This is a genomic window from Bacillus sp. FSL R9-9492, assembly GCF_038007365.1.
GTDB classification, from domain to species: domain Bacteria; phylum Bacillota; class Bacilli; order Bacillales; family Bacillaceae_G; genus Bacillus_A; species Bacillus_A mycoides.
Genome location: NZ_JBBOXC010000001.1, coordinates 2,557,100 through 2,579,987, shown reverse-complemented (window position 1 = coordinate 2,579,987; position 22,888 = coordinate 2,557,100). Strand labels below are relative to the sequence as shown.

General features: G+C 31.9%; 13 protein-coding genes and 2 pseudogenes. 6 read left to right on the top strand and 9 right to left on the bottom strand.

The features are described 5' to 3' along the window. Positions 1-136: 136 nt before the first annotated feature. A pseudogene (locus tag MKY70_RS13080) lies at positions 137-357 on the bottom strand (helix-turn-helix domain-containing protein). 1,075 nt (positions 358-1,432) lie between these two features. Here MKY70_RS13080 and MKY70_RS13075 point away from each other — a divergent pair. The 4 genes from MKY70_RS13075 (at position 1,433) to MKY70_RS13060 (ending at position 7,027) form a co-directional block, all read left to right on the top strand. Next, on the top strand, positions 1,433-2,476 hold the full coding sequence (locus MKY70_RS13075; RefSeq protein WP_016091364.1) for a Fic family protein: 1,044 nt from the start codon (positions 1,433-1,435) through the stop codon (positions 2,474-2,476). A gap of 828 nt (positions 2,477-3,304) precedes the next feature. After that, positions 3,305-4,813: a spore germination protein gene (locus MKY70_RS13070; RefSeq protein ID WP_341024528.1), complete on the top strand. Its 1,509-nt coding sequence runs from the start codon at positions 3,305-3,307 to the stop codon at positions 4,811-4,813. Then, complete coding sequence (locus MKY70_RS13065; protein WP_341024527.1) at positions 4,800-5,903, top strand: GerAB/ArcD/ProY family transporter; 1,104 nt, start codon at positions 4,800-4,802, stop codon at positions 5,901-5,903. Before MKY70_RS13070 ends, MKY70_RS13065 begins: the two co-directional genes overlap by 14 nt. Continuing rightward, entirely contained in the window at positions 5,900-7,027 is a 1,128-nt protein-coding gene (locus tag MKY70_RS13060) for a Ger(x)C family spore germination protein (protein WP_088034818.1), read from the top strand. The genes MKY70_RS13065 and MKY70_RS13060 overlap by 4 nt, the downstream gene beginning before the upstream one ends. A 502-nt stretch (positions 7,028-7,529) precedes the next feature. Here the strand turns inward: MKY70_RS13060 and MKY70_RS13055 are convergent. Then, entirely contained in the window at positions 7,530-8,966 is a 1,437-nt protein-coding gene (locus MKY70_RS13055) for an MBL fold metallo-hydrolase (RefSeq protein ID WP_341024524.1), read from the bottom strand. 66 nt (positions 8,967-9,032) lie between these two features. Next, the gene (locus MKY70_RS13050; RefSeq protein WP_016101977.1) at positions 9,033-10,232 is read right to left on the bottom strand and encodes an NAD(P)/FAD-dependent oxidoreductase; all 1,200 of its coding nucleotides are present in this window, start codon (positions 10,230-10,232) and stop codon (positions 9,033-9,035) included. Between the two features lie 511 nt (positions 10,233-10,743). Between MKY70_RS13050 and MKY70_RS13045 the strand changes: the two genes are divergently transcribed. Next, complete coding sequence (locus MKY70_RS13045) at positions 10,744-11,010, top strand: DUF5065 family protein (protein ID WP_087944691.1); 267 nt, start codon at positions 10,744-10,746, stop codon at positions 11,008-11,010. A gap of 681 nt (positions 11,011-11,691) precedes the next feature. Here MKY70_RS13045 and MKY70_RS13040 read toward each other — a convergent pair. From MKY70_RS13040 to hblC, 4 genes are all read right to left on the bottom strand, one after another. Further along, complete coding sequence (locus tag MKY70_RS13040) at positions 11,692-14,301, bottom strand: putative mucin/carbohydrate-binding domain-containing protein (RefSeq protein ID WP_341024523.1); 2,610 nt, start codon at positions 14,299-14,301, stop codon at positions 11,692-11,694. Positions 14,302-14,812: 511 nt separating this feature from the next. Further along, positions 14,813-15,946 (bottom strand): hemolysin BL binding component B, encoded by a 1,134-nt coding sequence (gene hblA / locus MKY70_RS13035; RefSeq protein WP_088034811.1) that lies wholly within the window; start codon positions 15,944-15,946, stop codon positions 14,813-14,815. Positions 15,947-15,977: 31 nt separating this feature from the next. Next, on the bottom strand, positions 15,978-17,207 hold the full coding sequence (gene hblD, locus MKY70_RS13030; protein WP_176280954.1) for a hemolysin BL lytic component L1: 1,230 nt from the start codon (positions 17,205-17,207) through the stop codon (positions 15,978-15,980). Between the two features lie 62 nt (positions 17,208-17,269). After that, complete coding sequence (gene hblC / locus MKY70_RS13025) at positions 17,270-18,589, bottom strand: hemolysin BL lytic component L2 (protein WP_176280950.1); 1,320 nt, start codon at positions 18,587-18,589, stop codon at positions 17,270-17,272. A gap of 603 nt (positions 18,590-19,192) precedes the next feature. Between hblC and MKY70_RS13020 the strand changes: the two are divergent. Beyond that, positions 19,193-19,282, top strand: a pseudogene (locus MKY70_RS13020) (undecaprenyl-diphosphatase); the annotation flags it as partial. A gap of 7 nt (positions 19,283-19,289) precedes the next feature. Here MKY70_RS13020 and bla read toward each other — a convergent pair. Both bla and MKY70_RS13010 read right to left on the bottom strand, forming a co-directional pair. Then, positions 19,290-20,228: a class A beta-lactamase Bla1 gene (bla, locus tag MKY70_RS13015; RefSeq protein WP_341026387.1), complete on the bottom strand. Its 939-nt coding sequence runs from the start codon at positions 20,226-20,228 to the stop codon at positions 19,290-19,292. Positions 20,229-20,651: 423 nt separating this feature from the next. Then, positions 20,652-22,787 (bottom strand): peptidoglycan D,D-transpeptidase FtsI family protein, encoded by a 2,136-nt coding sequence (locus tag MKY70_RS13010; RefSeq protein WP_088034793.1) that lies wholly within the window; start codon positions 22,785-22,787, stop codon positions 20,652-20,654. Positions 22,788-22,888: the final 101 nt, after the last annotated feature.

Sequence of the window (22,888 nt, the reverse complement as noted above, 5' to 3'; positions counted from 1 at the left end):
TCTTATAGTGTTCATGGTGACCATCGTGTCACTCCTCAAAAAGACTGATATTATTTTCATAAAAGAAATCCCCCACGTATTTGTGGGGGATTATTCTGCGTTTTACTTATAATGAAATATGTGAAGTTTTGTTTATTTACAAACCTAAAATTCCAACAATCTGACTCGCCTTTAGATTAGTAATATAATAGTACATCTCTAAACCCTTTTTTCAGCCTTTAGCACCTTACCCCTCATTTTCGATAAATGTTGGGAAACAGTGAATTGCGGAATTTTTAAAAGCTTCGTCAATTGTGTAACATTACATTTTTTATACTGAATTAACTTGTTTATAATTATTCTTACTAAATCTAACAAAAAAGTTTGAGTAGCCCCCCCTATTAACTGCACTAATTATAACTAGAGCTAGCCCTTTTCTTTAAATTCCTACTTTAACTAGACCATACGGAGTTAGTGATATGAGTTCGAAAATTTTTTCACCTTTTCTAAACAACTTATTATATTATTTTTATCTAATAAGGCACAGAAACAAATTAAAAAACTTTAGTGCTCCTGAAAATCTCTTGAGGAAAAACGTTTTTAGGGTGAAACGTTTTTCAGGGTACTTTTATACTGACTCTTTTCCTTAAAATGTTTCTGTACCTAATATTTAAATTAACTTATGTCAAAATATTTCGCAATACAAGCGCTAAATGCTACATGGATATATAGAAAATGACACTTTTTATGAGCATACCCCATCAAATACTTATATTAAATATAGAAAAGTCACCTTAATATTATTAAATTTGTTAAATTAAATAATGAAAATGGAGAATACTAACTTTATAATTGTCACAATTTAATTTATATATCTACTCTTTTATTACTCGTAAAAATCATTTGATAATTCCTTCAATATTAATTTATGAAATGCAGAGACCATCTAAAGCAACAATTTTCTTACATTAGATTGTTTTTCTATTTAATTTATTTTGTCGAAAAAAGTCGATATTTTCATATTTTTTTCATTTAATTATTGTACATTTGCACATTTAGTGTTAGGATTATGCCTATTCAAATTAGATCCTATTGATTCCTCTTTAAGATTTCTTTATTTTATTTGTGAAAATTAGTTACTTTCTAGTAAATTCCCAGCAATAATACAGCAAACTACACTAATAATAATTCTAAAATTATATTTTCATCTCGTAAATTCATAAAAAGGAATTTACGTCAAACTATATTTTCTATCTGTGTATATTCATTCTTTATTCAAACATGATTAATCATAAGTTCTAACTCGTTAATCAAATTTAAATAACAATTTTGATTCTAAAATAAGTTCAAAATCTAAATAAATATATTGTTATTTCAAAATAATGTTGTAAACTATCTTTAGAATGGAAAGATTTATGTAACAGCATGTTAAGGGGTTACAGGGGGAATAAAAATGAGAAATTTTTTCGATGACAGGTATAAAAATATTGAATTAAAAAGGAGACTATTAAATATAATCAGTGAAATTAGTGAATTAAAAGGAAAATTAGCTGCTTATCAGGAACAAAATCCTGATATATTTACTAGCTTAGAAAAAACCATACCACTTCATTACATAAAAAACTTTACTACTACCTATGAAGATATAAAAGTCCCAAATAAAAGATTAAAAGAACTTATTTTAGATGATATAGTACCTCAAAATATTTCGGAAGATGCTATCTTTTGTTTTTATCAAACACTTACTTTTGTACATAAGAATTCCTGTGATTTATTAATCAATCCAGAGACTATACAGGAATTACATTTTCAATTAATACATTACATTACCTCTGACAGTGCCAAATGGCGCGAAAAACCGTTTACTATTCCAGGTATTCCTGAAAACGGAATGCACTTAAATAGTTACCGCATTCTTCCACATGAGCTTATTCCACAAGTAATGGAACAATTATGTGATCAATATAACTCATTAAATTCTAGTAAGGGCCATCATTCACTTTTATTAATAGCTCGTTTTATATTTAATTTTTATTGCATAGTCCCTTTTAATCAGGGTAACGGCAGATTGGCACTTATGTTAATGCAATTGCTATTAATTAAGAGTGGAAATACATTTGTAAAATATGTATGTCTGGATAAATACATTAAGAAAAATGAATCTGAATATTACAATTCGATTTATAAATCTTCGGTAAATTGGTACTGCGAGGAACATAATAGTAGCTTTTGGTTAAAAACGTTTTTAACTATTATATTAGAGGCGTACAAAGATCTTCATAATACAGTTCTAGATTCTATATGTAAGCATACTAAAGTGGAGAGAATTCAGGATTTTATCCTTAAACAAAAACAACCCTTTACTAAGGAGTGTATTCGTAACACATATCCAGACATAGCAGAGAGTACAATCAGTAAGGCTTTAAATTCCTTGCAATTGTTTGGCCATATTAAGCTAGTGACAAAAGGAAGAAATGCTAGTTGGATTAAAGTTTAACTATACTTGTAAAACACTTACAGTTCAAAAAAGAAAATTATAACTTTATCATTTAAATTCATGCCTTTGGACTCTTATTCATTGAATTTCACTTTAATATATTAAGCTATTATTACTAATTCCTACAAAACGTTTTATAGGAATATTTGTCGAAAAAAGTCGCATTTTAATATTTTTTCTTTATTTTCTGGTTGTAAACGTTTTATTTTCATGTTACCATCTTAATCAAACAATAGATGGTAATAAAAATGAAAATATTTCTTTCCCTTAGAAACATATAAACGTACGGTCATATCAAGAAAATAAGGCCAAAGAAATATTTGATACCTATCCAAATTACCAATAGGAATTTTGCCGCATTAACTTTCTGTTATTTCAGAATAAAACTTCACATTTTGTCCCTAAACAAAATTTGTTAGCGTGCAAAATTCAAATACACTAAAACACCCAAATAAATGAAATGTCCTTTTTTATTGAGCATTGAGGTATGAAAAAATAATTCTTCCTACAAAATTCAGCTGAGTAACATAAAGACATCTAAATTACTACCTTTATCGCCATCTATTGTTGACAACATATTTACCAACTATTAAAAAGAACCTATCAAGGGTTCTTTTTTATTATAATCATTCAAATTTCACTTCTATCTTGATACTTAGATTTCTACACAAATTACATCTACTTTTTTACTCTCAATTATTGAATTTATAATATAGTACTTCAATTTTAGTTATTCTTGGTCTCAATCCGTTTAAATTAGTGAATAAAATTCAAACATATAAAAATAATAACTACAACTAATCGTTATATATTAAAGAGGTGTCAATTTTGTCCTTAAATGAAAAGACCCTAGAAACAAAGACAGATAAAACCATTGAAAAAATCCAAACAAGTAACTTAAAAGAACTTAAAAATACATTAGATAACATCTTTGATATTAGTGCAGATTTGATTGAACATCCTTTGCAATTAAAAACAAACACGAATATTTTACTATATTATTTTGAAGGCCTTACAGATGGTGTTGCATTAAAAGGAAATGTTGTTACACCATTATTACAAGAAGTGAATGAAGACAGTCAAATATTTAATTCTAATATTATTGCTACTCATACCAAAATAGTATATACGTGGAATGAAATTAAAGAAGGATTACTTGAGGGACAATGTGTACTGTTTATGGAAGGAGAAAAGAGGTCCCTTCTAATAAATACAAAAGGCTGGGCAGAAAGAGCGATTCAAGAACCCATTTCAGAAGTTACTATTAAAGGCTCACATGATGGGTTTATTGAGAATGCCACAAAAAACATAGGCTTAATTCGTCGATATATTCCTTCTACTGAATTGAAAATTAAAAAAATGACAATTGGAGAACGCGCCACTTCTTTAGTCTATCTAATTTACTTAGGGGATGTAGCAAACGAAGATGTGGTCCAAGAAATAGAAACTAGAATCTGTAAAATTAAAACGGATGCGGTATTGAGCATTGGAGAACTATCTAATTTTACAAAGGATCAAAATTGGACTCCTTTTCCACAGGCTTATTTAAGTGAACGCCCAGATGCCATTTCTAATCATATACTTGATGGAAAAGTAGCAGTGTTAATTGATAGATCTCCTGGTGCGATGATTGTCCCAATGAATTTAATTGGATTTTTTCAGACTCCAGATGATTATAATATACATTGGCTCATTGCATCATTTTTTCGTTTATTACGATTTGCAGGATTTATTATAGCTATTTTTTTACCCGCAATTTATATTGCTATAGTCTCTTTTCACTTTGAAATCATTCCTTTAGATCTATACACTTCTATTGCAACGTCAAGAGTTAAAGTCCCATTCTCTCCTTTATTGGAAGCTTTTATAATGGAAATCACACTAGAAATGCTACGTGAAGCTGGTATTCGCTTACCACAACCAATTGGACAAACAATTGGAATTGTTGGAGGGATTGTAATTGGGCAGGCGGCTGTTCAAGCTGGTCTTGTGAGTAACGTTATGGTTATTATCGTATCTATTACCGCCATTGCATCATTTATTGTTTCTAATTATGATTTATCAAGTTGTATTCGGCTTATTCGTTTTCCAATGATGTTATTAGCCTATTTTTATGGGATTGTAGGTATTGTTAGTGGATTAATGCTCTTATTTGCTCATTTTGTTTCATTAACTTCCTATGATTCACCATATGGATTGCCAATTGCACCATTTCGTCTCCAAGAGTTAAAAGATTCTTTTGTAAGATTTCCTATTTCCATGATCACCACCCGCTCGAGTACAGGACAGTCGGAACAAAAAAAGAAAAAAGAAGGTGGTTCGCATGGGGAATCTTAAATTTCAAAACATAACTTTATTTGAATTTATTGTTTTCATCCATTCACTGCAACTTGCATCAGGTATGTTAATTATGCCAAGCCCACTTGCTACTACCACTGGCACAGATGGCTGGATTTCTATCATTCTGGGATGGATGGTTACTTCTATAATTGGCGTATTTATTGTATTAATGTTACAAAAAAGTCCTAGCAAAAATTTCTCACAGATTTTAAAAACATACTTTGGTAAATGGCTAGGAACAATTTTTCTTCTTTTATATGCCTTTTATCTATTTTTTGCTGGTTTTAATACTTTATTAAAGGCAACTGACATTATAAAAGTGTGGATATTCCCTTCCACTCCTGCTTATCAAATCGCCATATTATTACTATTGCCTTTTATTATTTTATCATTGAGTGGGATAAGGGCTCTTACTAGTTATTCTATGCTTGTTTTCTTCTTCACTACTTGGATGCCACTATTTCTTCTTTTTTCACTAAAGAGTAACTACAATCCTTTACACCTACTACCTATTTTTAAAGATGGCTTATACCCTATTGTAAAGGCAACAAAAGAAACCATTACTCCTTATGCGGGCTTAGAAATTGCATATTTTATTTATCCGTTCTTACAAAAAAAACAAAAAGCCATAAAAGGAATACTAATAGCGAATACTGGAACCATGTTTTTCTATCTATATGTGACTATTCTTTCTTATATATACTTTAGTCCGGAGGGGATAAAAGACGTAATTTGGCCAGTATTTCATTTGTTAAAAGGGGTTCGTTTTTCATTCATAGAACGATTAGAAATTATATATATCGCTTACTATTTGATTGTATTTTCTACTACAATATATCCGTATTTATTTTTCAGTTTTGAATCTGTGACCATTTTATTTCAAAAAAATGCTCGCAATTGGGTGCTCGTTAGTTTTATGTTTTTAATAGTCGGCTTATTTATTTTTCTAAATCCCGACGTGGATCAATATTTGTTTATATATTCTCTTATGGATATCTTAAATATCATTTTTTTTATTCTATTACCAATCTTTTTTTTCGCATACAGCATTCTTTTCACTTGGTTAACTAGGAGGAAACAACTTTGATTCGAAAATGGATATGGATTGTAACTTGTTGTGTATGTTTAATCGGTTGTAGTCAAAAAATCCCTCTTGAACAGGTTTCATTAATCCTGTTAATCGCCTTAGATAGAACTTCTAATGGAGACATAAAAGTGGGCACAAGCATACCACTCTTTCATCATAAACAGCAAAGAAGTACTATAGAGCAATGGGCGCGGGCATCCACTGTATATAATGGATTCAGTAAAATAGATACGAAGTTAACGGGCTATATGACAGCCTCAAAAGCTGAAATCATTTTAATTGGGAAAAAATTGGCCCAAGAAGCAAATTGGATGCAGGAGCTTGATTCTTCTTACCGTGATCCTTACGCTACCATTAATGCTAAAGTAGTACTTGTTGATGGACCTGTAGAAGAAATTTTCACAATTAATAAGCCCGATAAACCATCACTACCATCTTACATAAGTAGTGTAATCGAATCCTCCATTCAAAATAATCAATCCGTTTCTTCCACGATTCAACAATTAATGAGAGAAAAAAATGAAGAAGGAATGACACAAGCTGTTCCAGTTATAAAAAAAACAAAGAATGAAATCGACACGGTAGGAATTGCACTTTTAGATCGACAAGGTAAATATTTAAGCCGTATCCCTAAAAAAAATGTTAAGTTCTTCAATCTTTTAAATAAGCCCAAAAATAAAGGCCGGATGATACTACACCTTGTGCTTCCACCTAAAAAATCCAGCCAAAAACCAAACACTTCTATATTAATACAGAATGCGACTAGGAAAATAGATGTTAATTTTCAAAAAGGAAAGTTTGTATTTAATTTCGATATAAACGCTAATGTAGCTGTAATAGAAAAAACTAACGTACATTTAATTAAGGAGCATTATGATAATAAAAAAAACATACATAATTTAGAAAATGAGGTTCAAAAAGAAATTAATAAGAAATTACAAAATATGTTGTATGAATTACAAAAGAATAAAATTGATCCTATCGGATTATCGTTATATGCTAGAGCTTTTCAATATAACGAGTGGAAAAAAGTAAAAGGAAATTGGTTGCAAGCGTTAGCAGAGGCTAAAATAAATGTAAAGACACACGTCAAAATAAAAGATACAGGGACCATTAGAAATTAGATTAGCCTATTCTTTTATTTGACAGCATTTCTCAGTCGAATTTCCCTTCCTCAATAATTATGATATAAAAGACGCTAATTCAAAGAAAAATCTTTCGGTTAAATGCTAACCAATAGATTTTTCTTTTTTCTCTAACCAGTTCTTTTAAAAGGGCAACAATTTAACTACGGTAATCAAGTACAAGTTTCTAATTTAAGGAATTTAAGAACTTATAACTCTATTGCAGTAAACATGCCAGATACCATTATCAAAGCCGAAATTCCTAAGTTAAGGGGTTTCGGCTTTTTGAGTTCGTTCGAATATCTTAGTTTTAGTTTTATGTACTTTGATAGAATAGATACACATCAGCATATTTGTGCTTAATTTTATCGTTTAATGCGGCTTTAATAAATCATTTTTAGTTTATATATCCCATACTGATAGTAATTGAATTTTATTATTTATCCCCTTAGATTATTTCAAATGATTCTATTTTCTTTCCATTTGACTCTTTTGATATATTTCAAATTTCTTGATTACATGTTGTATAGGGGAGCCCTTCTTTTTTCCACGTAAGAAATCCTCCCTTTAAATTAACTACTTTCTTTATATCAGCTTTTTGTAAAATGCTAGCTGCTATAGCGGAACGTAACCCCGTTCGACATTGTAAAACTATTGGACAATTTTTCGGTACATCATCTAGCCGTTCAAGTAGATTACCTAAAGTGATATGTATTGCATCATGAAGATGTCCTTCATCCCACTCTTTTTTACTACGCACATCGATAACCTTTACACTTCCATCTTTTATTAACGGATATAATTCATTTGATGTTTTTTCCTTATAAATCTCTAAACTATGGAATCTTTGAATTACCTTTGAAGGTGCAAAAGCAATAATATTATCTAAGCCAATGGACTCAAAGTCTCTAATAACTTCCTCCACTTTAACATTTTCCGCATCTAAAATTATTAAAGTTTCTTTTTTATAATCTAATATCCCCCCACACCAAGTTGTGAAAGAATTGTTATAAGGTATGTTAATTGACTTCTCGATGTGGCCAGCAGCAAAACACTCTACATCCCTTATATCAACTATTTGCTGAACACCCCTCATCACTTCTTGAAGTTCTTCTATTATATAAATAGCAGTAATCTCTCTCTTCTTACGAGTTGGTGGACCATACTTATTTAAATGCTTCATTAATGGAAAATACTTTGGAGGCTCTGGCTGTCCCGTCAATAAATTCGATATAAAATTATCTTCATCATTACATTGAAACGCCCAATTAAACATCTTTTCATAACCTAATGTGGAAGTTGGAATTGCTCCTAATGCTTTTCCACATGCACTTCCTGCACCATGTGATGGCCATATTTGCAAATAATCAGGGAGTAATTTTATTTTTTGTATAGAATCAAATAATTGTTTCGCTCCTATTTTTGCGGTATCTTTAATACCAACAGCAATTTCTAATAAATCGGGTCTACCTATATCTCCTACAAATATAAAATCACCTGTGAATATTCCTATCGGTTTATCATTCATATAATTATTTTGACTTGTATCGGTTACTAAAAAGGAAATACTTTCAGGCGTATGCCCTGGGGTATGAATGACATTGAATTTTATATGACCAACCTTAAACTCTGTTCCCTCTCTAACCAAATTGTATCGACCCTCGTTAAGATTTTGATATTTCCAATCACTATCTCCTTCATCTGATACATATAAATTTGCATTAAAAAGAAGGGAAAGTTCTCTAGACCCAGATAGAAAATCTGCATGAATATGAGTCTCAGCCGCAGCAATTACTTCCATTCCCTCTTTCTTAGCAAATTCTATATATTGTTCTATATAGCGGCTGGGATCAATAACAATTGCTACGCCTTCCTTCTGACAACCAACTAAATAGGAAGCATGAGCTAATTTTTCATCATAAAAATATTTTAAAAGCATAGCTATTCCCTCCAAATGCTTATTTCAAATTACTTCTCGGTTGTTACAACAACTCTCTATCTTTCCTTATAGAATCCCTTTCAACATTAAATTCCAATACATATAGGGCAACATATACCTTTTAAGTAAAAACATACTATACCGTTCTTTCGCTTGATTAAATGGAAACGTTTCTTGAGGCTCATGTTCATAGTTAAATTCAGCGAGTATAAGACTTTTATATCCTGTAACAATCGGACAGGATGTATACCCATCATAATTAGCCTGCAAGTCTCTTCCATTAAGTACGTCCAAAATATTTTGTTTTAAGACAGGTATTTGTTTTCGAATTGCCGCTCCAGTTTTAGATGTAGGTAAATTGGTACAATCTCCAAGTCCAAAAATATTCTTATATTTTACATGCTGCAAAGTATAAGGACTTATATCTACCCACCCCTGATGATCACTTATCTCACTTTCTTTAATAAAGTTAGGTGGCCCCATTGGTGGAACAACATGTATCATACTATATGGTACTGTTTCTCGTTTCAGTGTTTGCGTATCTTCAAAAATTGCTTCTCTCTTTTCAGCGATAATTTCTACTAAGTTTTTATTATAGTTCGTTATAATTTGCTTTCTTTCTAGTACTTGTTCTAATGTTTCAGCATAACGCGGTACCTGAAATATGTTAGCATTCGCAGAATAAAACATTACTTCACTTCTGTTTCTTACACCGTTATTACAAAAATACTCTTCTGCTAAATACATAATTTTTTGTGGAGCACCACCACATTTAATAGGAGTATTGGGGTGAGTAAAAATCGCATTCCCTCCTTTGAATTTTTCGATTTCTCTCCAAGTAGAATCAACATATGTATAAGAATAATTGCTACAAACCCCATTGGTCCCAATAGACTCCTTTAAGCCTTTAATACCGTCCCAATTTATTTGTATACCGGCTGCTACAATAAGAATTTCATATTCAAGCAGCATTCCATCATCTAAAAGTATCTTATTTTCATCTGGGAACAACTTAACGACACTTTTTGGAATCCATGTTGCTCCTTTTGGAATAAGTGATTCTTGATCACGCATCGTACATTCCTTTGAAACAATTCCTCCCCCAACTAAACTCCATAGTGGTTGGAAGTAATGTTTTTTAGATGAATCGATAATAGCTATACTTTCTTTCAATAGGGATACATTTCGTAACAAATGTGCAGTAGAAGATAGTCCTGCAGTCCCAGCGCCAATCACAATAATTTTATAATTATCTCTGGTCTTCATTATCCTCTTCCTATCTGAATTTAATTTTTAAGTTAACTAATTATTAGCCTTATTTCATCGTAGTAACAATATTATAAGATAAAAATACTATTATTTTATCTTATTAAAACGAATATTCCGTTAACTTTATCCGTCGACATTACTATATGCGTAAATCCCTTATGTTACTTCTTTAATTTGTTTCAAACTCTACAAACTTTACATTTCTCAATATTAGCCTGTATCCTATCTCACTTTAATGACATTACACTTCTATAGATAATGAAATGCAAGTTTCTTTGGTATGGTTTGTCCATCCTCCTTTTCAGGAGATAGACAAAAACAATCTTATTCCAATAGCTATATTACCTATTCTTTTTTGAATCTTTGTTATAAATATCTATACATGCATTTGAGAACGTCTTTGTTGTTTTTCCAGTCCCTCAATAATGTGAGAATTGCTATTACCATATTTCCCGTAGCCTTTGATTTATAGGGAGCTGAAAATAGTACATACCAACCCGACTGGAATATTGAACACCTCATAACAGGAGATACTTTCTACTTAACTCAACGTTTTGGTAGAGCGCATTTTGGTGCCAAAATGAAGATTTTCAAGGTTCACCCTGACGGTACTTTACAACGCTTTATTACAATTGAACCAGAATTTATTACTACGCCTAAAGGGTTAGAAATTTGGAGAACACCAATTACAAATGTATATACTAAAGGGACATATATTGCAGTAATTAAGTATAACGGAGAATTTACCTACTCAAATCATTTTCAAATTAATTAACTCTTTCCTACTCAGTAGCTAGAATTGATTAATTAGGTAGCTATGAAGAATTAAGATCTTAACCAGCTTTAATTGGATTTTACCTTTTTTAATATAAACACATTTTACTTTTAATAGAAGTAAGTTAACTATTATATCCACCTACTCTTCGTATGCAATATTGCATACGAAGGGCCTTAAATATTTTGGTATACTATGCATGTGGATTTTTCATCCAAAATTCCACTCAAACGCATATTTATGTATATGCCGACCCTAATTGCTAAAAGTGAGAAGAATGTTATTCATTCTTCTCACTTTTTTTATTTAAAATGTGTGCTTGTACTTAGGTCTTTAGATATTTTACATTTTGAATCTTAATACTAATCCACGTATGTGAATTTCCTTATAAAAATAAACTCCAAAATAGAATTAATCCTCCAAATTCCACCTATGGAGTCAGTTGTTTTCTAAAAAACATTCCAGCGTTTTTATCAATTGATTTTAGAATAGTTAAATAATAATACCGTATACAAGCTCTGCATAAATTATTCATTTTCTTTTATATAATACCTACCTTTTTACTTCTGATAAATCATTAAACATTGGATTATATTTCACTTTTATATAAATAAAAGCCAAATAGCCGTTCATAATGAACGACTATTTAGCATCTTACTAATAATTTGAATGTTCTTCATGTTAATCTATTTTGTTTAATCCCGTAGAAGTAACTTGATAGGTTCTTTTTTTACCTATATATTCTTGTTTATTATTCTCAAGGTTAATAAGTGTAGCCCGTGTCTTTTCCTTTACTGCTTCCCCTTCTATATGGGTAAACTCGATATAATCTCCCACTTTGACTGGCACAGTTTGTCTTTCAGCAGTTTGCTGTCTATTTCCCACTATTTCCTTATTGTACACAACACTACCGGATGAATTCTGTACTTTGATACTTGCATACGTATTATTAAAATAAGAATGTGGTACGCCTGCTTCTAAATTCACCTGCATTTTCTCTGTTACCCTATTATAATCTACTTTTGCGATTTCTCTATCACTATATCCCTTTAAAGACCAACCAAATTGATTTCCGTCTAAAACCGTTGCTTCTGGCATCTTTTCTACTTTCTTCAGACCTTCTTTTGTAACCTCGTACATTGCTTTTTTTCCAAAACTCTCTTGTTTACTGTTGTCTACATTTGTGAAAGTAGCTCTATGCACACCTTCTAAATGTGTTAACTCAATATAATCGCCTACTTTAACTGGAACTTTTTGCAATTCAGCATTTTGTTGTTTGTTTCCATAAATGTCTTTCTTGTATACTACTTTCCCTGATGCATTTTGTACTTTAATACTCGCATATGTTTCATTAAAATAATGATGTGGTACGCCTGTTTTTAAGTCAACTTGCATTTCTTCTGTCGACTTATTGAAATTGATTTTAGCAAACTCGAAATCACTAATTCCTTTTAGTGACCATGCAAATTGATTTCCATCTAAAATTGTTGCTTCTGGCATTTTTTCTACTTTCTTCAAGCCTTCTTTTGTGACTTCATACATTGCTTTTTTTCCAAAGCTTTCTTGTTTACTGTTGTCTACATTTGTGAAAGTAGCTCTATGCACACCTTCTAGATGTGTTAACTCAATATAATCGCCTACTTTGACTGGAACTTTTTGCGATTCAGCATTTTGTTGCTTGTTTCCATAAATGTCTTTCTTGTATACTACTTTTCCTGATGCATTTTGCACTTTAATACTCGCATATGTTTCATTAAAATAATGATGCGGTACGCCTGCTTTTAAGTCAATTTGCATTTCTTCTGTCGACTTATTGAAATTGATTTTAGCAAATTCGAAATCACTAATCCCTTTTAGTGACCATGCAAATTGGCTTCCTTCTAAAATATTATTTTCATTAGGCACATCTGGTTTAATTGGATTAGAATCCGTACCCTTCCAAATCTCTGCTGTTAAAATTGGATATCCTAATGCAGCCACTTTTTGAATGGTATCGTTATTTGGACGCAATCCCCACTTCTCAAAGAAAGGTATCAAATTTTGTTTGGCTACTTTTGATGCCGAAATCATAAATAATTGTTTTTTATTTTCATCAGTTTGTGGAAGTTCACTTGAAGACATGTCTCTATACAATTGATGCAATTTAGGATAGAAGTCCTCTCCATATGCTAACTGTAGTTGCCAAAGCATAACAAGCTTAACAAAAACATCACTAACTTCTTCATAATTTTTATTAGGTTGTTCTAAGTATTGAAATGCCTTAGTATAAGCGCCCTCCTGTTGCAATCTAAAAGATTGATTAGATGTAAATGCTTTTTCTACAGAAAGGCTGTAAATATTATTTTGTACTTCTGTCATATTATAAAACTTCCAAGGTGATTGCTGTCTCAAATGCCCTGCCTCATGCCAAGGACCCCAGCCATCTTTTATAAATTTATTAATATCTAACACGTATTGGATTGCATCTCCTACATATGCGGTTCGATAAGAAGTTGCATACATATAATAATCGGGAGAATGATTTTCTTCTACGTAATGAATATAATGTTTATCTACTTGTTCCTCGGATAAACCAGCTACTTTGTCTTGAATTCGAGTAGCTTCATCCATCTTTTTTAAGAGTTGTACAGGATCTGTATTAGAACCTAACAAATATTTCTTAACACGTGCAGGGCTGGCCGTAATTAATACACGTTCTCCTTTTAACTCCACTGCATGTGCATTGGGATATTGGTCCAGCATGTTTATTAAATCTTGTTTCGTATGCTTTCCTAGTTCAAAAAAAGGAGTAGTCGTTCCACCTGTTGTGACTGTTGTTCGAATGGTACCACCTTGTTGTTTATTATAAAAATAAATCATCCCCCCATTTGGAGATTGGATTGTGTTTATACCAGGTTTTAATGTAAATGATTTTATTTTAGAATCTTCTCTCCAAGAAGCATCATACGAATACGTTCCAATGTATGCTTGAATATTTTGATTTCCTTCTACATTAATCGTTATTTGTTCATTTGGCTTTGCATATAAACCAGTGGGTTCATATGGACTAAATGCCATACTTTTTCTTTCCTGTTGTTTCAGTACCTCAACATCCCCTTTTCCTGGGACTGTATATATTCTGTTTTCTGATTTAACTGACTTTTCTTCTTGCAGTGATGTCGATATTTTTTTTTGCTGCTTTGTTTCCTCTGCAAAGACATCTGATGAAGAAACCATTCCAGTCGTAAGCATAGTTACTGTAGCAGTAGCTGCAAGTATTTTTCTAGTTTTATATTTTGAGTTATTCCCCATATTATCTCCCTCATTTTCCCTTAGTACATTTAAGGATTATTATTTTATTTATTACGTTTTTACACCAAAAATTTTTTACGCTATTTATGTTGTATCTAATACTCTATTTTTCCTCATAATAGTCTCCTTTTCTTTATTTCTAATTGTTTATAAATGTTATTTGATGACACATAAAATAACAACTTTACGATAAACTCATCAATAACAACCTATTATGTTTTGATTTAGTATTCTTAACTTCCATCTAATTGTATAAAAGTATTCAATTAGGAAAATAAGAATATAAAGCTCACTAATCATAGATTAGGTTTTATGGAAAAATTCATAAAAATCATTCCCCTTAAAAATTCAAACTTGTATAACTACTTTCTACATATAGGATGGAATTATAAAAATATTTCAATAAAATAAAAGACACAGGCCTGATGATACCTCCGTCTTTTCAATTTATAAAGAACAAAAAATCATTTTATAACTGTATAAATACCCTTGCAACAAATACTGTATTCCGCTATTTTTTTGAAGAAACAGGATCCATTTTTAATGTTTTTATCCCTTCTTTTAATGTAAACGCATCCGCTCTCAATGTTTTCCAACTATCTTTCGCTGCATTCAAATTAGGTTTTAGGAATTTGAATTTATTTTGATCCGCTTTTTGGGATGCTTTATCAATATGACTAAGCACTCCCGAATATTGAGAATCTAAATCATGCCATTGTGCAGACATATAGGTAAGCGCATTAATAGCCGATCCAATCGCATTGTGCATTTCATTAATATTATTATACGCAACACCAACTACACGATTTAATGTTACTTTATAATCTATAGTCTGACGTAATTGTGCTAACAACGGCTCTAACGTACCTAAATTATTTCTTGCTACCCCTATCATTACACCACCAGTAATCCACGTAGGAATTGAGGGAATTGATACAGTTATTATTCCATCTGATTCTACTTGTTTAAAATGTCTCACTTGCTCTAAAACTTCATTTAGGCGCTTTTCATCTTCATCAATTCCAGATGCTTGGTTTTTCAGAATCGAATGCAAAATATCTTTATGACCTGCAAATGCTCGGACATCTTCTCCAATACTATCTCTTAACTTAGCTAGTTCTTGTATTAAATTCTGTGTATATGCTTGATTTTGTTTAATCTCACCTTGTAAATCTGTCATGCCTTCTTTTAATGTGTCTGCATCCCCTTCATTAATCGCTTCTACTAATGTGTCATAATAATTGTCGAATTTAGTATCATACTCTACAATCCCCGTCAGTGTATCTAAAAGTTGTTTTTTTATGTGTGAATCCCATTTCGTAGCATGCTCTCTTGCATTCTTTTGATCTTGTAGAATTTGACTAGGTAGATTTGTATATCCTTTAATGTCAATTCCTTCAAAGTTAACATCTGGGTTTTTAATTAACAAATAAGAGTAATCATTCATGGATTTTGCAAATACCCCAGCATCTTGCAAAGCTTTTTTCATCTTTTCGCTGTTTACCGAAAGAGATATATCTTCGGTACTAGTTTGTTCCATTTTACTTTCACTTGCGAAGGCTGCCACTGGAGAAACTACAGTAGTTGTTGTCAGAGTTAAAAACGTCGATACAGCAAGTAGTTTATAAGGAAAGTTTTTATTCATTTTAATTCCTCCTATACATATATATTGATTTTTAATTTGTTTTTTCTTGTTTAAAAGCAATGTCTTTTGAAATGAATTCTGCATCCTTATGAATATCATTCCAACTTTGTTTTGCAGCCTTTAAATCATCAGGTATTAAAGAAAGTTTATGTTCTTGCATTTGGTCGATATTATCATATAGATCTTTATAATTCGCTCCCATCGTATTCCATTGTTGCTGAATACTTGTTAGAGACATAATTGCTTGATCAACTGTTTGATACAAATATGTTAAAGTGTCTTTTGTATTAGTAAGTGAAATAACTGCTTGGTTAGCTAAATCAGCTTTCATACTTAATTCTCCAATTTTATTCGAAATTTCATTATAGGAGTTCATATGATTAGATGCCTCAACACCAGCTGCTGTTCCTAAACCGATACCAGCTGCCCCTAGAGCTGTTAGACCACCAACAACAGCTGGTGTCGCTGTGCCACCGGTCACAACAATTACTACCGCTCCTGCAATCGTTCCAATAACTAAAATAGTTGCTCCTAATCCACCACCAATTGACCAGGCTAATACATTATCAAAATGTGCTTTCTGCGTAGAACGTAAATTCTCAATTTCGGCCTGAAGTTGTGGGACTAGTGCTTGTTTTCCCGCTAATATAGCCGTTAATCCCCCTTGTCCATCTGGACCTCCAACATTATTTTTAAAATCTACAGTATTTGTATACAACTTTGTTTTGAAAGCTTCTAACATCTTAATAATTTCCGTAACTTCATTTGAATTTGTATGAATTGTACCGATTAAATCCCCTATTCCTTCTTTGAGGCCCGCCTTATCTTTCTTTTTTACAGTATCTACTAGTGTGTCGTAATAATTTTGAAATTGTTCATCATAATTTACAATATTACGTGCTGTCTTTTGAATGTTTGGCTTCGCTGTATCTAGCCAGTAATTTGCATTGATTCGTGACAGTTCTTGATTCAGGTGAATGTTTTTGATTAATTCTCCCCCTCCTGAACCTAAATCAATGTTGGATAAATTTACATTCGGTTGCTTAATCATTGTTTTTGCGTACAAATCCATTACAAGAATATGAGAGCCTGTTTTAGCCAACACTTTCTTTAACCCTTCAGGTCCTAACGCATAATTTTCTATTTTCTGTTCTTGTGCTGTCTGTTCTTGTGCAAGTGCGTGAATAGTACTACCATTCGTAGCAGTTATAACCGTTGCTAAAGTGGCCAAAGTTATGACCTTAAATGGAAATTTCATTATTTGATTCTCCTCCTTATTTTCAATTGATTTATTATCTTTTTATTAAACCTAAATTCTTAATATTAAAATTTATGAACTTGTTCTTCGAGTTGATTTGTTACATTTTTTAGTCGTCTTAATGTATCTTTTTGTGACTGAGTGTTACTAGTATCAACTTCAGTCAATAATTTTGTAATACTATTATTTATTAGATTCAAATCCTCTTTATAACGTTTCATTAGCTCAATTTCTCCATCTACTTGATTAGCAAATGTATGCAAATCATTTTGCATGAAAAGAATCATTGATTTTTGTAGATCTGCTACTGTTAATTTAGTTGTTAAGTCATATAATTTCTGATTTTGTTTCTCTAAATCATTTAAATATACTCTTTGCTCTGCTGTTAGTTTATTAATTTCGGCAAAGGTACTATATGTTTTTTTAATTTTTTCAGGATCAATCACTTTCATAAGATCATACTCTTTCGTTTTTGTAACTGCAGCTGCAGCAATTTCACCTTTTTTACTTTTCTCTATCGCTTCACGTGCTTCTTTTTTGGCAGCTTCAATTTCTATAGCTGATTTTCCCTTTTCTGTTGCTTCCTGCTCTGCTTTCTTCTCTGCTTCTACAATAGTATTATTTATTTCTTTTCCTTTGTTATACGCTACTACCGCTGTTTGAGCAGCCGGTTCAATGATATCTTTTGATAGGCTATAAATTTCTTGGAATACCTTTAGCCCTTGTTCATTTAAAGCTCCTGGTAATAATGCTATTTGCTCTAAATCATTTTGAATTGATTTTTTTGTATTTAGCATTTCATTTTTTAACTTGTCTATTTTTCCTGTTCCCTCTGAACTAAGTACACTCTGTGCTTTTACCACATCTGTATCAAGATTTTTCAGTTTCTTATCTACCTGTAGTTTAAGATCTGTTAACTCATTAATCTGACGTTGCACGTTTTCTTTGTTTGTTATAGTCATATCTTGAAGAACTTCCAGTCTATCTATAAACCCTTCTTTATCTTCCTTATTATCTACAAATCCTTTTAATGTTGGATAATAGCTATTAAATTTGGTTGCAAATCCTTTACTTTTTGAATTTAGTAGAATTAATTTTGGATATAGTTCTGATGACCACTCTTTCATATCTTGTTTAATTAGAAATTGAGTTGTATTTAAAGATGGAACTTCTTCAAGTTGCACATTCGGACTTGCTAAGGCTCCATCTATAAAGGTTTGTGTTAATTTGGAGTGTGCACCTATTTTTCGTAATGCTGAGGAAATATCTATGTTTTCTTGTTTCGTTTCTGCCTGAACGATTGGCGTTGCGAGAGTATTGATAGGAATAGTCGCTCCAGTAACGATTGATGTTATTAAAAATCCTGTCATAATTTTATTCTTCATTCCGTACACCTCTTCACTATTGTTTTTTACAGTTTTAATCGTAAATGTTGTACAACCTAACGTTAGGATTTCTTCACATATACTTGAGGATAGAGATTTTTTCAAAAAAGTAATTACATCTCGTTTTTTATTTATTTTTGATAGAATATAAGGACCTTACTTCCCCCTCATTTTAAACACTATGTTTTTCATAAGTAAACCAGAAAATCGCTTTGATTAAATTTGATTTTTCAGATATTTATTATTCAAATTATAAAATATTATATTTAAAAAAGTTAAATCCAAATTTCATTTCATAAAGTAAAATAATTATACTATGATAATTAAACATAAAAATCCTTTTATTCCCCAAATCCTATATGAATCCCTCATCCAAAAATGATTTTACTATAATTTAATAGTGATTGACGCATATGTGTCTTTTATATGGATATGTAAAATTACATATCCATATAGGAGTAACTAGCATACATACGCCAAAATATTATTATCGTATATATAATAATCATGTTACTACGAACACCACAGGAGAAAACTCCCCTCATGCACTTTAGAGGATAAATTATCCATGAAATAATAATTTTTGCTTATATACTTACTATTATTATAGGAATACAAAAAAGCGATTCATTTCACAGTAAAAAGAATCGCTTTCTAGGTTCCTATTTTCAATTACATTACATAAAGAATTGAGAAATTATCATTTAAGAGCCTTAACTATAACTTCAGCTGCATCTGCAATTAATTTATTATCATAGGTAGCTTCTTTCTCATCTTTACTAGATAAGATTGCAATGATAATAGGTGCCCTGTTCGGTGGCCAAACGATAGCAATATCATTTCGTGTCCCATAACTTCCAGCTCCTGATTTATCTCCAACTACCCAGTCAGTTGGTACGCCTGCACGAATAAGTTTGTCTCCTGTAGCATTTCCTTTCATCCACTCTGTAAGAATTTTACGTTTATCAGCTGGAAGTGCATTTCCGACCGTAAAAGCCTTAAGATTGGTAGCAATTGCTTTTGCTGTACTCGTGTCACGAATGTCTCCTGGAATAGCCTCGTTTAACTCTGTCTCAAAGCGATCAGCCATAGTAACACTATCACCCATCTGTCTAAGCGCTTTTTCATATCCCTTAGGTCCGCCTATTTTATTAAATAGAATGTTCCCTGCAGTATTATCACTGGAACGAACAGCGGCCTCAGCAATTTGTCCTAATGTCATTCCGGTATCTACATGTTTCTCTGTAACGGGTGAATATTCCACCAAGTCGTCTTTCGTATAAGTGATAACTTCATTTAATTTCTCAGTTGAGTTTTGCTGTAGCAATACTCCTGCCGCTAATGCCTTGTAGGTTGATGCAAAGGCAAATCTTTCGTTAGGTCGATAAGCAATTGTTCGATTTGTACCAGTATCAATAGCATACACACCTAATCGAGCATCAAATTTTTTCTCAAGTTGAGAGAATTCTTTATACGTCGCATGATTTTTATGTTTAACTGGTCCGGTCTTTTCTTTCGCTTCAACTTGCAATGCCCCTCCTGTAAAAGCTTCTAGGCTTGTAAGACTTAAACCTAATATACCAACACATAAACCTATTTTTAACATCCTCTTGTTTTTCAAAATTATCATTCCTTTCAAATTTTCAATACTGAAAACAAGTAGTAAATTCAATACACTGTATCCTATTTGAAAACCTGTTTTTATACGTACACATAATAGACCATCTAAGAAACAAGTTTGTTCCATAAAGTGAAACTTTAATCAGTGGGGGTTTTGTTCATCCCCCACTGATTATCAGCCCTCACCAATCGGGCTTTTACGGGCAGCCCGACTCCCGCCTAACTTCTTTGCTCCAGCTGAATTTTGAGGTGGGAGTTTTACTGCCCGTTAATGCGGGATAAATTTAAAACCTTTTTAACTAGTAGCCAAGATATTAACAAAAGTAAGAGATAGCAACTATGATAGCCGCTATCTCTTATTTCAAATCTTCCTTTTTCTTTAACTTATAAAGGCTTTTATATAAACAGGGTCTCTTCCCCTGAGAAAAGTGCACAAATTTTACTATCTTTGATTCGAACTATCTGTACTAGCAGCTTCACCATGTATACGTTGCTTTTTTAAATCAAAGTATACATCTAAAATTTCCTTTCCAATTATAGAATTAATTCCATTTTTATCATCATGAAGCCATGGGACTACTACAGAAAATGCTACTTCTGGATTATCATATGGAGCATATCCAACTAATGTTAAGTTGTAACATTCCATACGTTCTCCTTTTGCATTTCTACCAATTGGATCATCTCCACCATATACAGTTTGAGCTGTCCCTGTCTTTCCTGCTGGTTTATATGGCGCATTTTTGAAATACTTCACGCCAGTTCCATCACCTTCTTGGAATACCCATCTAAAGCCTTCTTTTATCCGATCAATATGTTCTTTCTTCATATCAACTCGATTTAATACGACAGGCTCTATAGAGCGTATAACTTTACCGACCTCTTCTTCTTTTATTGATTGCTCTCGTATTTCTTGTACAATTTGGGGTTGCATTCTATATCCACCATTTGCAATAGTTGAAATATATTGTGCCAATTGCAATGGCGTATACGTATCATACTGACCGATAGAAAAATCTAGTAAAAACCCAGGTTGACTATCTACTTTTCTCGTTTGCCCAATTATTTCATTCGGTAAATCAATACCTGTTGGTACCCCTAAACCAAATTGTTTAAAATAATAACGCATTTTATCAAATGCTTCTTGTTTAATATCCAATGAACCATTCGGTACGTAATTAACTCCCGCAATTTTTAAAGCTGTCTGGAACATGTATACATTCGAAGATACTTGTAAAGCTCGTAAATCATTAATATTACCAAATCCGGATACATTCCATGATTTCTTGGCTTGTGTACCTTTAAATTTCATCGGTGCATCATAAAATTGATCTCCTGGCTGTATTGCCCCTGTCTCATATCCAGTTAATAACGTTGCGCCTTTTACAGCTGACCCTAGCTCATACGAAGTTGTCATGTTACCTAATGCCAAATCCTCAATCTCTATTTTCCCTTCTTTTTCTACAATCTTTTTGCCTGCCATAGATAAAATCTGTCCGTTATTTGGATTTGTCATGACGACAAACGCTCGGTCCAACAATGGCTCTGAACTCTTAAAAGCTCTCAAATTTTTCTCTATACTTTCTTCCACTTTCTTTTGTAATTCCATATCAATCGTTAATGTTAAACTACTACCACTTTTTCCTTTAGAGATTATTTCTGTGTTTATAATGTTTCCTGATTTATCAGTAATGTTTTTCACTTCTTCTTTTGTGCCGTGTAATACATCTTCATATCGTTGTTCAATATAACTTTTTCCTACACGATCATTACGGTTATATCCACGTACCAAATAAGAATCTAAGTTTTCTTTCGGTAATCCTTCTTCACTACTTGTAATATTACCTAACACGGAACGAAATAAATTACCATTTACATAATTACGTTCCCAATCAACTGTTGTATCTACTCCTGGAAACTCCGCAAGTTTTTCACTTATCCGCGCATATTCTTGATCTGTCACATCTTTTTTTATAATTTGTGGTGTCAGTTGATAACCTGAACTCATTTTACTTTTAATAGCTAACACCTTTAAATCTTGTGCTGTTAATCCTGCCAATTCTACTTCTGTAACGCGACTTCGTCTTAAGTCTTGAATTTTTTTGTCTAGTTCTTTTCCCTCTATTCCCTTTTCTTTAAACTTTCCTATGTCGTTTTTAGTAATCTTTGATTCCGCACGTTTCGTATTCAATTGCATCCAAAAATCTTTTTTATCGATATCGGTTAATTTATTTATATCTTGCTCAGGCATTTCAAGTACCTTCGCCAAGTCTTTTGCTGTTTTTAAAATATCTTCACTCGTAATCCCCTTCACCCTTGTATACGTAATTGTGCGAAGAGATTTATTATTAACGACTGTTTTCCCTTCTCGATCTAGAATCTGTCCACGTGGAACTGGTATACTAGTTGTTTCATTTTGACTGTTTTCCACTTGGTTCTTATAAGCCTCTCCCTCAACGATTTGTACTTTTCCTAGCTGCATAATAATAGCTGAGAATAGTACAAATATGCAAAGGAACATTATATTCAATCGAATAGATATATATGTCTTCTGTTTCTTTACTTTTTGTTCTTTCATAAATCCTCCATATAATTCTTCAGGAAATCCTCACTAATACTTAGTAAATAAATATACTAAAAGCGTTCCCTATATATTAGAAACCACTATTCAGTTATAAT

Coding starts and splice junctions, on each gene's coding strand:
- MKY70_RS13050 (WP_016101977.1), bottom strand. CDS start 10,232: ATGAAGACCAGAGATAATTATAAAATTATTGTGATTGGCGCTGGGACT.
- hblA (WP_088034811.1), bottom strand. CDS start 15,946: ATGAATAAAAACTTTCCTTATAAACTACTTGCTGTATCGACGTTTTTA.
- MKY70_RS13010 (WP_088034793.1), bottom strand. CDS start 22,787: ATGAAAGAACAAAAAGTAAAGAAACAGAAGACATATATATCTATTCGA.
- MKY70_RS13065 (WP_341024527.1), top strand. CDS start 4,800: ATGGGGAATCTTAAATTTCAAAACATAACTTTATTTGAATTTATTGTT.
- MKY70_RS13040 (WP_341024523.1), bottom strand. CDS start 14,301: ATGGGGAATAACTCAAAATATAAAACTAGAAAAATACTTGCAGCTACT.
- MKY70_RS13055 (WP_341024524.1), bottom strand. CDS start 8,966: ATGCTTTTAAAATATTTTTATGATGAAAAATTAGCTCATGCTTCCTAT.
- hblC (WP_176280950.1), bottom strand. CDS start 18,589: ATGAAGAATAAAATTATGACAGGATTTTTAATAACATCAATCGTTACT.
- MKY70_RS13075 (WP_016091364.1), top strand. CDS start 1,433: ATGAGAAATTTTTTCGATGACAGGTATAAAAATATTGAATTAAAAAGG.